General features: G+C 57.8%; 9 protein-coding genes. 6 read left to right on the top strand and 3 right to left on the bottom strand.

The features are described from left to right. Positions 1–8: 8 nt before the first annotated feature. Together EXY20_RS20570 and EXY20_RS20565 are read right to left on the bottom strand one after the other, a co-directional pair. Entirely contained in the window at positions 9–188 is a 180-nt protein-coding gene (locus EXY20_RS20570) for a DUF5325 family protein (RefSeq protein WP_135553983.1), read from the bottom strand. A 56-nt stretch (positions 189–244) separates the two neighbouring features. Next, positions 245–1,231, bottom strand: a complete 987-nt coding sequence (locus EXY20_RS20565; protein WP_135553982.1) for a metal-dependent hydrolase — start codon at positions 1,229–1,231, stop codon at positions 245–247. A gap of 209 nt (positions 1,232–1,440) precedes the next feature. On the opposite strand from EXY20_RS20565, the gene EXY20_RS20560 reads away from it, so the two are divergent. Next, complete coding sequence (locus tag EXY20_RS20560) at positions 1,441–1,731, top strand: hypothetical protein (RefSeq protein ID WP_135553981.1); 291 nt, start codon at positions 1,441–1,443, stop codon at positions 1,729–1,731. 9 nt (positions 1,732–1,740) lie between these two features. Here the strand turns inward: EXY20_RS20560 and EXY20_RS20555 are convergent, their stop codons facing one another. Beyond that, on the bottom strand, positions 1,741–4,050 hold the full coding sequence (locus tag EXY20_RS20555) for a helix-turn-helix domain-containing protein (RefSeq protein ID WP_167859390.1): 2,310 nt from the start codon (positions 4,048–4,050) through the stop codon (positions 1,741–1,743). A 301-nt stretch (positions 4,051–4,351) separates the two neighbouring features. On the opposite strand from EXY20_RS20555, the gene EXY20_RS20550 reads away from it, so the two are divergent. The 5 genes from EXY20_RS20550 to EXY20_RS20530 all read left to right on the top strand — a co-directional run bounded on the left by EXY20_RS20550 (position 4,352) and on the right by EXY20_RS20530 (position 13,736). Beyond that, the gene (locus tag EXY20_RS20550) at positions 4,352–5,935 is read left to right on the top strand and encodes an extracellular solute-binding protein (protein WP_135553979.1); all 1,584 of its coding nucleotides are present in this window, start codon (positions 4,352–4,354) and stop codon (positions 5,933–5,935) included. Between the two features lie 72 nt (positions 5,936–6,007). Continuing rightward, on the top strand, positions 6,008–6,922 hold the full coding sequence (locus EXY20_RS20545; RefSeq protein ID WP_135553978.1) for an ABC transporter permease: 915 nt from the start codon (positions 6,008–6,010) through the stop codon (positions 6,920–6,922). Next, complete coding sequence (locus tag EXY20_RS20540) at positions 6,916–7,785, top strand: carbohydrate ABC transporter permease (RefSeq protein WP_135553977.1); 870 nt, start codon at positions 6,916–6,918, stop codon at positions 7,783–7,785. The genes EXY20_RS20545 and EXY20_RS20540 overlap by 7 nt, the downstream gene beginning before the upstream one ends. Positions 7,786–7,794: 9 nt before the next feature. After that, entirely contained in the window at positions 7,795–8,730 is a 936-nt protein-coding gene (locus EXY20_RS20535) for an aldo/keto reductase (protein ID WP_135553976.1), read from the top strand. 14 nt (positions 8,731–8,744) lie between these two features. Continuing rightward, positions 8,745–13,736 (top strand): glycosyl hydrolase family 28-related protein, encoded by a 4,992-nt coding sequence (locus EXY20_RS20530; RefSeq protein WP_135553975.1) that lies wholly within the window; start codon positions 8,745–8,747, stop codon positions 13,734–13,736. Positions 13,737–13,827: the final 91 nt, after the last annotated feature.

The following is a 13,827-nucleotide window of genomic DNA, read 5'->3' as shown; positions in this document are numbered from 1 at the left end:
AATTCCGGTCAGGAATTCCCTTTTCTGCGGACGCGCGCCTTGAAGGCGAAGCCGAAGCCGATGGCGAGAAAGGCGGCGAGGCCTGAAAGCGCGGCCAGCCACGGCTCGCCGGCACTCATGAAGAAGCTGACACAGGTGAGCAGGGCGATGCCGAGTAAAGCGAACAACAAAGCAGGTATCGGTTTCATGGTGCGGATAATCTCCTTCGGTACGGACAAATGTAGGTTGCGGCGATCTGGACGCCTCAGTAGGAGTCCATGTTCAGCCGCTTCTCGAGCCGAGAATCGCTTAGCCAGCCAACATAGGAATCGAACGGCCGCAGCTCGTTGTCGAGCAGCAGAACGGCGACGAACGGGTATTGCTTGCGGTGGCGGTAACGAACGTCGGCCCAGCGCACTTCGTACCCCCAATTGTGCTCGCGCAGCTCGGCGCAGGCGAACGACGAGAAGTACAGGAACGCGGCGATATCCGGATGCTGCTTGGAAGCGTCGACGGCCGGATGCGAGGCGCAGGAAGCGCTGTCGACCCATTTGACCGTCTTGTTGCGATATTCGCCCAGCGTAAACGAACCGTCCGCATGTTTCTTGACCACGTTCCAGACATACAGGCTGACGGTCGGGATCAAATAGTATTTGTCCCCGTGCTCGTAATAGTCGTCCTTGCCGCGCATGTTGCGTTCCAGCCAGAAGTGGTACGCCGTCCGCCATATATAGTAGATCGCGATAAAGGAATACAGCACCGGAAACACGATCGACGGTTTGGCCAGGTGCACCGACCAGAGAAAAATCGCAAACAAATGCGAGCCGAAAATGAACGGATCAAAAATATGGATGATGTTCCACGAAACCCACTTTTTCGAGAAGGGGCGTATGGCTTGCGTGCCGTACGTGTTGAACAAATCCGTAAAGACGTGAAACGCGACTGCGGCGAACACCCATCCGCCGACATGGAGCAGCGGCAAGCTTCCGCCGAATACGGCGGCAAGCGCCAGTGTAATCAGCGCCGTCCATATGAACAGGGCGGGAATGGAGTGCGAGACGCCGCGATGGTTCTTGATGTAGGCGGCGTTGCCGCGAAAGCGCAGCAGCCCGTCCGAATCGGGCGCTTGCGAGCCGAGCACGGTGCCGATCAGCACGGCGGTCGCAACCGTAGCGTCCGAAGCTACGACCGGATCGACGTATGCGAGGCCGGCCAGACCGAGCCCGATGACAAGATGTGTGCCTGTGTCCATGATGTCCTCCTAAACCGAAAGTGCTTCTAGAGGTAGTTCAAAAAGCCGTCTTTTTGAACACCTGCTTCTATTGTGCTTCTCTGACACGCAGCATGGTGCCGGAAACTTCTGATCTGGGCCATTTGTTTACTATAATATTGTACCACTTTATGTTCAAAAATAAATCCGCAGAAGCCTTTTAATTTTGTAAATTGTGGGGAGATTGGCGAATGAGCGTCGTTTTCGTGGAATATCGCGTGGCGGAGGAACACCGCCACGCTTATATGCGGCTGATGGAAGAGGCATTACGCCGCGGCGGATTCGAGTTTTACGAAGGGGCGGATCAACCGGGACTGTTCGTGGAAATATGGCCGGATATGAGCGCCGCGGCTTACGAGGAGATGAAACGGGAACGGCTCGGCGAGCCGTCCGGATTGTGGGGCGGCGTGCAGCAAACGATCGTTGGCGGCGCAGCCAAAACGCACATATGGCGATTTGAAAAAGTCAAGCCGTTCGCTTGAGTTTGCATCCTACTCTTGCTGAAGGGAAGCGCGTGATGCCCGGTTGCGGCGATAATGGCCGGGCGTTTGCCCGGTCCTTGCCTTGAACAGCTTGTTGAAGTAGCTGACGTTGGTGTAGCCCACCCGCAAACAGATGTCTTCGACGGAAGCGTCGGATCGATCCAGCAGCGCACACGCTTCGCGAATGCGGATGCCGATCAAATATTCGTTCAGCGTCGTCCCCGTCATTTCCTTGAAAATCCGGCCGAGGTACGAGGAACTGAGGTGAACGTGTTCGGCGACCGTGTCGATCGTAATGTTATTATTGTAATTCGCCTGCATGAACGCAATCGCCAGCTCCAGCGTGTCGTCGTTGATGCGCATCCGTTTGTCGTTGTAGTAGGCGGCGATTGTGCGGCAAATCGCAATGAGGCAGCTTTCGATCGACTGCAGCGTGTTCGATTGCGAAATGGTTTGCAAATAATCGAACGGTTCGCCGAGCACCGCCTTGACGTCCCCGCCACTTTGCGCGATCGATTTCATAATTTCGCCGCTCAGCTGAAAGAAGAGCTGCTGAACATTCGTTTTGCCCAGTTTTTTCGCGATCGCAACCTGAACGATTTCGGCAACGATGCGGGACGCTTCTTCGCCGTCGGCCTGTTTGATCGACTGAATCAGTTTTTTCTCCAGTTCGTACGGGTAATAGTACTCGCTCTGCTGCCCGCTCCAATGCGCCACCGACCGGTACGCCAATATTTCGCCTCTGCCGAAATACATCCTGTGCCGCAGCGCCTCAATCGTTTCCCCGTACGCCGTCTCCAGCCGCTCCAGGCCTTCGTGCGCATTGCTGACGCCGACCGATACGCCGATGCCGTCATGCGTTTCGATCGTCGTTTGGACGAAGCGGGCAAGCTCCGTCGCCGTTTCGCGCGGATGCGAGCGGAGATTGGCGATGACGACGATTTTATCGTCGTCCTTCAGGAACACTTCGCCGTCGATCGCCGCCTTGAGCGTTTCGACCAGCTTGTATTTCACGAGCATGAAGCTCATTTTGTCGTGCTGCCGGACGAAGGCGTCCGCATCTTCCCATTCCGCCGTCAGCACGGAGTAGCCTCCTGCGTGAAGATTGAGGCCGAACAGGCCGATATACGCATCCGTTTGCCGGTTCGGCGCGAAGGCCGTGTGGCCGCTGATGAGATCGTTGACATATTTTTCCTTCAGGGCGCCCCGATGTTCGTCGAGCGTATGCTGGATGCTGTCCTTCTCCTGGAGCAGCCGGACGTTGCGCGTGGTCATCTGATCGAATGCCTGGCGGATGAAGCTCGCTTCGTCGAGGGCCGCAGGTTTCGTTTTCCGGTCGCCCCAACTGCCGATATGGGCGATGGCCGCCTTGAGCGGATGGTACAGCCGCCGCGAAATGTAGAACGAAATGACGACGGCCACCGAAATGTAGAAAGCGGAAATGCCCAGCACGATGTACTTGATGTGGTTCATCTTCTGCAGCAGGGCGGATTGCGGCGTCACATTGATGAATTTCCATCCGTTAAGCTCGGACGTTGTATAGGTAACGATGTTGCGATTCTCGTCGACGAAGGAATCTTCCTCCTTGGCGAACAGCTGCGTTTGCCCTTGCGCGGGCAAGGAGGCGGATGAAGGACCGGCTTCCGCGTACAGCAGTTGATTGTGCTGGTCGAGCACAAGCATCGAGCCCATCTTGTTGTGGTAGTGGCCGAAAATATCGTCAAACAGCTTGCGCTGGTCGAGATTGACCAGCACCGCGCCGTCGGTGCTGCCTACCCATGGCATTTTTTGCAGGACGGTAATCGCTTTTCCTTTGTTCTCCAATGTACGGTTGGCCAGCCAAATGATGCGGGCCGCGGTGTTCTCGTGAACGTAAGGAAGCCAGTCGCTGTCGGCGAACGTTTCGATCCTGGACGTGCGCGTTTCCGCGGAAGACGAAAGCACCAACTGCAAATCTTCATAATAAAGGTAGATGGAATCGATATACGGATTGAGGTTTTTCTGTTGTTCCAGATAGCGGGACAAGTCGATGAGCGACGCCGCGGTCAAGCCGTTGTTTCGCGTGCTGTACAAGTATGACTGGGTGACCATGACGTTTACAGCCAAATTTTTGATTGCCGTCAGTTCTTTTGTCATCAAATCGCGCTGTTGGGCCAGAATGGCCCAGTTGTAAACTTTGGCGTTGTCGAAGCTGTTGTTGGCGGATATCGTATAGGTGACGGACGAAATGAACAGCACCGTAACCAAAATAATGGCCGTGATAAGCAGCAGCAGCTTGAAGTACATCGACCGCTTCTGAAACACGCGAGGATACTGCAAATCGGCACCTGCTTTCATGACAGCGTTTACATCGGATGACGAGGATATTATAGCACAGACTGTTCGGCTCGCCGCGCTCGAAGCGAAAAAACATCAAATAGCGGGATAACACAATCGAAATCGGTGCCGCCAATGCCGCAAAAAGACAAGAATAACCGGATTAACTCGTTGAAGAAGCGCTTTCACCGGCGTAAGGTAAAGGTGCGATCCGGAGCGGGCCGCGACCGGGAGCGGAATTGCGGCGCGGCCGGCGGCAGCGGATCGGCTATGAAACACCACTCATATGTAGGGGGAATGGCAGTTGGGCAAAAGAGCAACAAGCGTATCGGCGCTGTCGCTCGCGGTGGCGATGACGGCGACCTTGATCGTTGGCTGCAGCAAGGACGATGGCGGCAGTACGGGCGCAGCGGCGTCCGCAACGCCGGGGGCAAGCGCGAGCAGCTCGAAAAAACCGGAGCAGCCGGTGGAAATTACATGGGGCATCCATTTTCAGGCGCCCGGTGTCGTGAGCGACACCAAGGTACAGAAGTTTCTCGAGCAGAAATTTGGCGTCAAAATCAAGCCGGTGAAGGTGTCCGACGCCAGCATCGCGTCCGGAGAAATTCCCGACATCTTCACGCTCGGCGCGCCGGAGAACGTGGCGGCGTACCAGGCCCAAGGCGTTCTGATGAGCATCGACAAAAAAATGCTGGAGGAGAAGCTGCCGGACTACTGGCGCGACATCAACAAAACGGCGCCGAACCTGTTTCAATCGGTTACGTTCGGCGACAAGCTGTGGTCGATTCCGATGTACGTGACGCTCAAGCCGTACGATTTTGCAACCGTCTGGCGCAAAGACTGGCTCGACAAGGTGGGCATCGCGAAGACGCCGGAAACGATCGACGAATTCGAGCAGGCGGTTTACGCGTTCGCGAAAAAGGATCCGGACGGAAACGGCAAGAACGATACGTACGGATTGACCGGCACGATGACGACCACCTGGTCGTCGGGCTTCTACAGCGTCTTCGGCGCTTACGGCGTGCAGCCGACGATGTGGCTGGAGCAGAACGGCGCGGTCGCGAACGGTTCGGTCATGCCGCAAGCGAAGGAAGCGCTGGCCAAACTGCGCAAATGGTATGCGGACGGCGTCATCGACCCGGAATTTCTGACCGATACGCAGGACGGCTACCGGAAGAAGCTGTACAACAACCGGATCGGCATGATCGAGGAATCGATCGACCGGTTCTCGCTTGACGACTCGGCGACGATTACGGAAATGAAAGCGGCCAATCCGAACGCCAAGCTCGTCCCCGGGAAAAATCCGAAAGGGCCCGGCGGCGAAGGAAGCTGGGACTGGGGGATGAAAAGCAATTTTGTCGTCATTGGCAGCCATGTGAAGGATAAGCCGGACAAGCTGCAAAAGCTGTTCGAGATTCTGAAAGCGCAATCGACCGACGAGGAAACGATCAACATGACGAGCCGCGGCGTCAAAGGCACGCATTGGGATTTTGTCAATGCCGGCGCGGCTTCGGGTCCGACCAAATATTTGAGCGGGTTCGAGAAACCGGAACAGCGGGACCAGGACGGCGTGCGGCTGTTTTCGCTCGGCGGGATCACAACGCTCGACTTCCGCCAGAAATATTTGAACCCGAAGCTGGTGGATGCGATCAATACGTATTCGTCCGCTCCGCGCTGGACCGACGCGCTGCTGTTCTCGGCGCTGCCGTCCGATGCCAAGTTTAAACAGGATTTGACGGTGCTCATGCAAAAATATTACGCGGAAATCATTATCGGCGAACGGCCACTGGACGATTTCGACAAGTTCGTGAGCGAATGGAACGCCAAAGGCGGCGACGCCTTGACCAAAGAAGCGAACGAGCTGTACAAGAAACAGTTCAAGCCTTGACGATTGATGCGCCGTTCTCCCGTCCGGCATTTGGGGGAACGGCGGATTTTCCGCAAGAGAGAAGGAAGGACCATGGAGAAAACCGTCGCGCAGCTGGCGTGGAAGCATCGGGAATTGCTGCTTCTGTTTATGGCGGCGTTCGCATTTTTTGTCGTATTCCGTTACGGGCCGCTGTACGGAGTGCTGATCGCCTTCAAGGATTTTCGGGTGATGGACGGCATCTGGGGCAGCTCGTGGGTCGGGTTCAAGCATTTCGAACGACTGTTCGGCGACGCCAACTTTTATCTGATTCTGAAAAACACGCTGCTGCTCAATTTGTATTTGATCGTATTCGCCTTTCCCGCTCCGATCGTGCTCGCGCTGCTGCTGAACGAAGTTCGGCACCGGGTGTTCCAACGCGCCATCCAGACGACGATGTATTTGCCGCACTTTGTCTCCTGGGTCATCATGGCCGGACTCGTCGTCTATTTTTTGTCCCCGACGACCGGCGTCGTCAATTACGCAATTCAATCGCTTGGCGGCAAGCCGATCTTCTTCATGGGGCACAAGGAATATTTTCGGTCGGTCGTTGTGCTGTCGGCGATTCTGAAAGACATCGGCTGGAGCTCGATCATTTATTTCGCCGCCTTGGCCGGCGTCAATCCGGAGCTGCACGACTCGGCCAAAGTGGACGGCGCGAGCCGCTGGCAGCGCGTCGTCCATATCAATCTGCCGTCGATCATGCCGACGGTTGCGATTATGTTCATTTTGACATTGGGCGGGTTTCTGCAGTCGAACTTCGAGCAGATCGTCAATCTGCTGAACCCGGTCACCTACGCGACAGGCGACGTCATTGACACGTACGTGTACCGGGTCGGCTTGCAGCAGTTCCAGTACAGCTACACAACGGCGATCGGTCTGTTCAAATCGGCGGTCGGGCTCGTGCTGATCCTGTCGGCGAACGTGGCCGTCCGCAAGCTGAGCAAAGGAGAGAGCGGCCTATGGTAAGAAGCTCGCTGCCGGAGAAAGTCGCCATGGGGTGCATTTACGCGCTGCTCGTTTTGCTGGCCGCCATTGTCGTTTATCCGTTTCTTCACGTGCTTGCGGTATCGTTCAGCGACCGGGGCGAGGCGCTTCGCGCCGGGTTCCATTTCTATCCGCGGGTGTTCAGCCTGGAACCGTATCGCAATCTGTTTTCTTATCCGTATGTGTGGATCGGGTACGGCAACACTGTCTTCCGCATGGCGGTCGGCACGTTCGTTTCGCTGCTCGTAACGATATTCGCGGCGTATCCGCTGTCGCGGCCCGATTTTCCGCTCAAGCGGGCGTTGACGCTCATCCTGCTGTTCACGATGATATTCGACGGGGGCATCGTGCCGCATTATTTGCTGCTCAAGGAGCTTCATTTGCTCAACACGAGGTGGGCGTATGTGCTTCCGCAAGCCGCCAATGCGTTTCATGTGCTGGTGATGATCGCATTTTTCCGATCGATTGCGGCCGACTTGACGGAAGCGGCCAAAATCGACGGCGCCCGCGAGCTGCGCATTTTGTTCCGGATCGTGATCCCGCTCTCCGTTCCCGTTCTGGTGACGGTCGGGTTGTGGTCGCTCGTTTTCCACATCAACGCGTTTATGGACAATTTGCTGTACGTGACCGACAAGAATAAATTCGTCCTGCAGCAAATCATCCGCGAAATATTGATCGACAACAAGCTTGACGATTTTTCCAACATGACCGCAAGCGAGCCGCCCGCACCGGAAAGCTTGAAAATGGCTTCCGTCATCGTTTCCGTTCTTCCGGTTGTCGTGTTATATCCGTTTTTGCTCCGTTTTTTTGAAAAAGGGACGCTGGTCGGTTCGGTAAAAGGATAGGTGGCGGACATGGAAAACGATGGAACCGCTTTCAAGCGCGAGGTGCGAACATTTTGGCTGAGGCATGCCGGAAGAGCGATCGCCTACGGGTTCGGCTGCGCCTACGTGGGGAGAGACAGGACGGACGGCGAACAGGCTGCGCGCGACGTCGCCTTGCTGGAGACGGCGTACTCCTGCGGCTTCCGCTATTTCGACACGTCGGCCAATTACGGGGACAGCGAGGCGATCGTCGGCAAGTGGCTGCCGTCGGTTCCGCGCGGCACCGTATTCGTCGCTACCAAAGCGAAGCGGTTCCCTGCGGACGCGCATCCGGCGGAAGCCGCACAGGCGGTGAAGGAAAGCCTGCAAAGGAGCCTGGAGCGGCTGCGCGCAGGCCGGATCGATCTGTACCAGCTGCACGATATCGATACGCTCGACCAGGCGACGGCGGCGGGAGGCGTGCTGGAGGCGCTGCTCGATTGCAAGCGGCAGGGACTCGTCCGCTACATCGGCGTGGCCACGCGCTCGCTGCCGCTGCTGACGCAGGCGGCTCGGCTCGGGGCATTCGATACGGTGCTGACGTATGCCGATCTGACGCCGCTTGCGCAGCCGGCCGAGCCGTACGTCCGGCGGTTCCGCGAGCTCGGCGCCGGTGCGATCAACGCCAGCCCGCTGGCGGGCAATCTGATTACCGGGCAGGACCCGCGAGCGATTCGTTTGCCGCCCGGCGACTCGAGGCAGGAGCGGCTGAAGCTTGCTATCGCTTATTACGATTGGTGCCGGGAACGGGGCGTTGCGCCGCTTGCGCATGCGCTCCAGTTCCCGCTGCGTTATGCGGACATCGACATCACGTTGACCGGCCCCGCAACGGCCGAACAGCTCCGGTCGACACTGGCTTGCCTGGAGCCGGCGAACGACCGTTTGCGCAATGTCGATTGGCATCCGAACCAAACAATGGACGAATAAAGGAGCGTGAGTTAATGAAACGATTGGGGATCAAGCTGTTATCCCTGCTTATGCTGCTGGCGGCAATTCCGTATATCGGCTCGCCGTCCGAAGCGGCGGCGGACGAACTGCTGACGGAGAAATCGGTCTATCCTTATCTGGACTGGAGCGATGCCGTCGCCGACGAATACCGGCTCGTTCTGTCGCCGAACGCCGACTTGTCCGGCGCGACGACGTTTGCCAACATCAAGGCGTCCGAATTTACAGTGCCGGCGAAGCTGGCGTACGATACGCCCTACTATTGGGTGGCCGAAGCGGTATACAACAGCGTGGCGACGGAAGTGGCGCAAGGCGCGTTCCGCACGGCGCCGACCGACCAAACGATCCTGTACAGCAACAACTTCGAGAATGAAACAGTAGGCTCGACTCTTCCCGCCGGATGGCAAAAGTATTTGCAGGGGACTACGTCCACCGTAACTTTGGCCGATCTTGGCGGCAACAAGGCGATCATGCTGAACAAGACGGCGGAGGACAACTTCACCAGCCCGGGGGCGGCGTACAATTTTGGCCGCAACATGACGAGCGGCATCATGACTGTCACCTTCGACGTGTATCGGACGGCGAACCAGCATACGATCGCCTACGCATTGGGGTATGGCGGCGCCGGAGCGGGCGCGTTGCCGTCCCGGTCAGCCCTGGCCGTCCAGGTCGACTACAACAAACATTACGTCAACTGGAACGACGTCAACGTCACGAACGCCGCGGGCGCGTGGTATGCCTACAAGCTGGTGGCGGACCTCGGCAACCGGGTGTTCGATTTATATATCAACAACCAGAAAGTGACTTCAACCCCCGTCGTCTTCAGTGCCGGCGTCAACATCGAGCAATTTGCCGTATTCAATTTTGCCGGCGGCAAAAACGGTTGGGGGGTCTATTACACCGGCGCGTACTATCTCGACAATGTCGAGATCAAGCTGCAGAACAGTCCGCCCAAAGCCGTCTCTCCCGCTCGCCTTGCGGAGGATGTGCCCGTAGCGGCGCATTTCGAATGGGATCAGACGGAAGCGCAATCGTATACGCTCGTCATTGACGACAATCCCGACTTAACGAGTCCGGAACGGATCATAAGCGGCATCACGGCGAATACGTATACGCTTGCCGGGAGCGATACGCTGCACTACAACACGAAATACTATTGGAAAGCGATTGCGTCGCGGGACGGCGGCACGTGGGCCGACGATGCGATTAATGCGTTCACCACGCAATACGACGAAACGGGAGACAGAATCCCTTCCTTGTATGAAGCGGCACCCGATACGATTTCGCCGGATCAAACCGTGCAGCTTACCGGCGGCAAGCTGGAGCAAAGCGACATCATGATCGCCCGGATCGCGGATGTCGGCGAAAGCGCCATTCGCGGCACGATCGGCGAGCCGAAGGGGGCGGAGGACATCGATTTTGCGCCGGAAACGGCGATCGAGCCGATCGGCAAGGCGCCTCATGCCGTCTCGGGAGTAATTCCGCCGGCGTACACGTATGGCGAATATGCGCTCTGGGTGCGGAACGGTTCAAAGCTCAGCAACCCGTTATTCGTGAACCGGACCGACGTTTATTTCGTTTGGCCGAACCAAGTGAATGCGGCAACCGGCGCGGAAGTAAGCGTAATCGGCAAAAACTTGTCGCTGAACGGGGGGCAGGAGACCGCCTACGTGTATTTGCGGGATGTGACGGGCAGCGTGTATACGGTCGATTTGACAAGCGTCGGCCCGTACGAGCTGAAGTTCGATTTGCCGGCCGGCCTGCCCGCCGGGGATTACGAAGTCTCGGCGCATAACGGCCACGGCGGCGCCTACGGCTGGGGGGACGTGCAGCATATCGCGGTCGCCGCATCCGTCACGGGCGCTGCCTACGCCATCACCGATTTCGGCGCGACGCCGGACGACGAAACGGCCGATACCGCGGCCATTCAGGCTGCCGTGGACGCCGCTGTCGCCGCGGGCGGCGGGACGGTCGTCGTCCCTGACGGCCGTTACCTCATCGACGACACGATTCGTTTGCAGCATGACGTGACGCTTCGGGGAGAAGGGGTCGACGAGTCGGGCGATTACCGCTCGACGATCAAGTACAAGGATGGGCTGCCGATCGGCCAGACGGCCGGCGGGGCGGGACCCGCCATGTTCCTGATCGAAACGAGAGGCGGAATCGAGGGGCTCAAAATCGTCGGCAGCGTCAGCATCGATCGGGGTATCGTCGTGTCCCCGGGAGCGACGGACGTCGTAATACGGGGCAACTACATCGACAATTATTTCCCGACCTCCGGTCCGATCAAAGGCTATTTCAGCGGGGTATTCGGCAGCGGAAAAGCCGGCTTCGAGCGGATCTTGATCGAAGACAACACGTTCGACGGCTACTGCGCGATCAATTTCGACGTACTGTCGTACAGCCGGATCGCAGGCAACGTTGTGCACGTGCGCGGCTATACGCCGATCGTCTTCATGTCCGCCGCCAAAAATATCGTGGAAAATAACGTTATCGACGGCCGCAACCTGGACGGGAAACGCAAAGCTTCCCGCGGCATTACGTTTAATGCCGGCCTGAACGACACCGGGTTTCCGCCGACAGAAATGAACTATGTCGCGGATAATGTCATTTCGTACGTAGGCGACGAAGTGACCCCGACCAACGACGGCGAATATGTGCTGTTCGACAGCAATGCCGATTCGAACTATACGCTGGCCATGCACTACGGCGCCGTTGCGGACGCCGACGCGGGCAGCGTGACGATGGAGGGCGTTTCCTGGTCGCCGGATCAGATGAAGGATCTGTACGTTCTGATCGTCGAAGGCAAAGGATTGGGGCAATACCGGAAGGTGACGGCAAACGACGGGCATACGCTGTATCTCGACCGGGATTGGACCGTTGCCCCCGACTATACGTCCAAAGCGACGGTGACGCGGTTTTTCGTCAAAAACATCGTGTTCCGCAATACCGCCCAGCACAACAAAGGAAACAACTTTATGGTGTGGGGCGACGGCATCGGCAATATAATAGACGGCAACATTGCCGATACCGGCGGCTCCTCCGTCATTGCGCTCGATATGGCGCACCCGGATATGTTTTTTCCTTCCTATTACAACGTCATTCGGGATGCGGCTTCGCCGAACCTGAATATCGGCTATAACGAATACGGAAGGGGATCGATGCCGCGGTCGGTCGGCTTGCTCGGCAATGTGATTGCGGCAAGCACCGGCTCTGCGCTTGCGGTCAACAGCAACACGACTCAACAGGCAGCCAACGCCTACGACAACGTGATCGAACGCAACAGCGTCTCTTCCGCAATAACGGTGGCGGGCAATGCGGCGAATACTGTCCTGCGGCAAAATCGCATCCTCGGCGCCCCGCGAAGGTACTCGGACGGAGGGACGAATACGAGAATCGTCGATTATGCGCTCATGCCGCCGCCCGTGGGCGTTTATACGGCAACGTATGAAAACTACGTCGACATCCGCTGGGACGAACAGGCCGGTGCGGACGGCTATTACGTCATGCGAAGCGAAATGCCGGACAGCGGCTACATCGTATTAAACGGCGGCCAGGCGGTGACGGGAACCGTTTATCAGGATCATGGGGTGCAGCCGCAGAAGCTTTATTATTACAAGCTGGCGACATTGAAGCAAGCTTACGGTCAGGGGGATGCTTCTCCGGTTGCCGCCGGGTTTGACGGCGCCGGCGTGTATGCGTCGCCGCTAGATTATTCCGACACCGCGGGCTACCGGCAATGGAGCTATGACGACGGCAGCGGCACGCTCGCTTATACAGACGGGCAATGGGCGAACGCGGACGGCAGCGTTGCGCTCGAAGCGCGCACGACGACGATAACGGCAGGCAGCGCCATCCGGAAATGGACAGTGCCGCGCGACGGGAAAGTGCACGTGTACGGATTCGCTTCCCTATTGTCGGGAGACGGGGCAGGGTCGGGCTTCCGTATCATGCTCAACGACAGCGTGCTGGCCGATCAATCGTTTGCGGACAGCACGGTCGCGGAAACCGTTTATGACGCGCATGAAGGCGATATCGTGCGCTTTGAACTGAGCGGCGTCGGCGCGGAGAAGACGTACGCTTCCGAGTTTGCCGTCGATTACACCAGGAGCGCGCCGATTCCGGCCATGCCGGAAAACGGGACGACGGATGTCGACGTAACGCCGTTGTTCGAATGGACTCCCGCCGGCGGCGCGCTTTCGTATACGTTCGAGCTGGACGACAATCCGGACATGGACAGTCCGATTGCGGTTGCGGCGGGGGTGACGCAAACGCAGTATGAGTACGGCGGCACGTTGGAGCCGGGCCGGACGTATTACTGGCGCGTGAAGGCGCATAACGGCGACGAAGCTTGGGAAGCGCAGACGCCTCCGGCATCGTTTACGGTCGGCGCCGCCACGTACCGGACATTGTTTGCGGAAACGTACAATTTACAGCCGACCGGCGCGATTCCCCAAGGCTACCGGACCTCAACGGGGAACGGCGGGACGGCTCTCGTGAAGGAAGTCCCGGGCGAATATGACAAATCGTTTGCCGTATCCGCGCCGGGCAACAACAGCGAACCGACCGTATCGTTCGATTTGCCTCAGACACTGACGTCGGGCAAGTACGAAATCAGCTGGCAGTCGATGTACACCGGTCAGGCGGATTTGCACTATTCGCTTTATTTCGGCAGCGGCGACGTGCCGTGGAGCAGCGCGGCGACAGGGGTATTTGCGGCTTACGGGCGCTACTATGTGAATTGGCAGCCCGCCAACGCTTTTGCCGTCAAGCCGAACGTATGGCAGCGGGTCAAAGTTGCGATCGATATGGATACCCGGCAATATGCCGTATACGTGGACGGCCAGAGGCTCCAGTTATCCAACGGCGCGAATACATTCGCGTTCGGCGACGCTTCGATCCGCGTCATGACGATTACGCTGCCGTACGGACGCTGGAGCGGCACCGTATACATCGACGACATCAAGGTGAGAGAAGCCGTCGACTGACCCGGCCGGGATTTGCACTATGCGGAAAAGCAAGATAGTCCATCTTTTTTAGCAGCGTTATCCATGTATTCCATGCCGCTTTCGTTGTACC

The organism is Paenibacillus cymbidii (assembly GCF_004764705.1).
GTDB lineage: Bacteria > Bacillota > Bacilli > Paenibacillales > NBRC-103111 > Paenibacillus_AN > Paenibacillus_AN cymbidii.
Note: the sequence above shows the minus strand (reverse complement) of the source record. Positions and strands in the feature narration are given on the sequence as shown.

Bases quoted from the DNA above. Each gene is read 5' to 3' on its own strand.
- EXY20_RS20570 (WP_135553983.1), bottom strand. From the start codon at position 188: ATGAAACCGATACCTGCTTTGTTGTTCGCTTTACTCGGCATCGCCCTG.
- EXY20_RS20565 (WP_135553982.1), bottom strand. From the start codon at position 1,231: ATGGACACAGGCACACATCTTGTCATCGGGCTCGGTCTGGCCGGCCTC.
- EXY20_RS20560 (WP_135553981.1), top strand. From the start codon at position 1,441: ATGAGCGTCGTTTTCGTGGAATATCGCGTGGCGGAGGAACACCGCCAC.
- EXY20_RS20545 (WP_135553978.1), top strand. From the start codon at position 6,008: ATGGAGAAAACCGTCGCGCAGCTGGCGTGGAAGCATCGGGAATTGCTG.
- EXY20_RS20540 (WP_135553977.1), top strand. From the start codon at position 6,916: ATGGTAAGAAGCTCGCTGCCGGAGAAAGTCGCCATGGGGTGCATTTAC.
- EXY20_RS20535 (WP_135553976.1), top strand. From the start codon at position 7,795: ATGGAAAACGATGGAACCGCTTTCAAGCGCGAGGTGCGAACATTTTGG.
- EXY20_RS20530 (WP_135553975.1), top strand. From the start codon at position 8,745: ATGAAACGATTGGGGATCAAGCTGTTATCCCTGCTTATGCTGCTGGCG.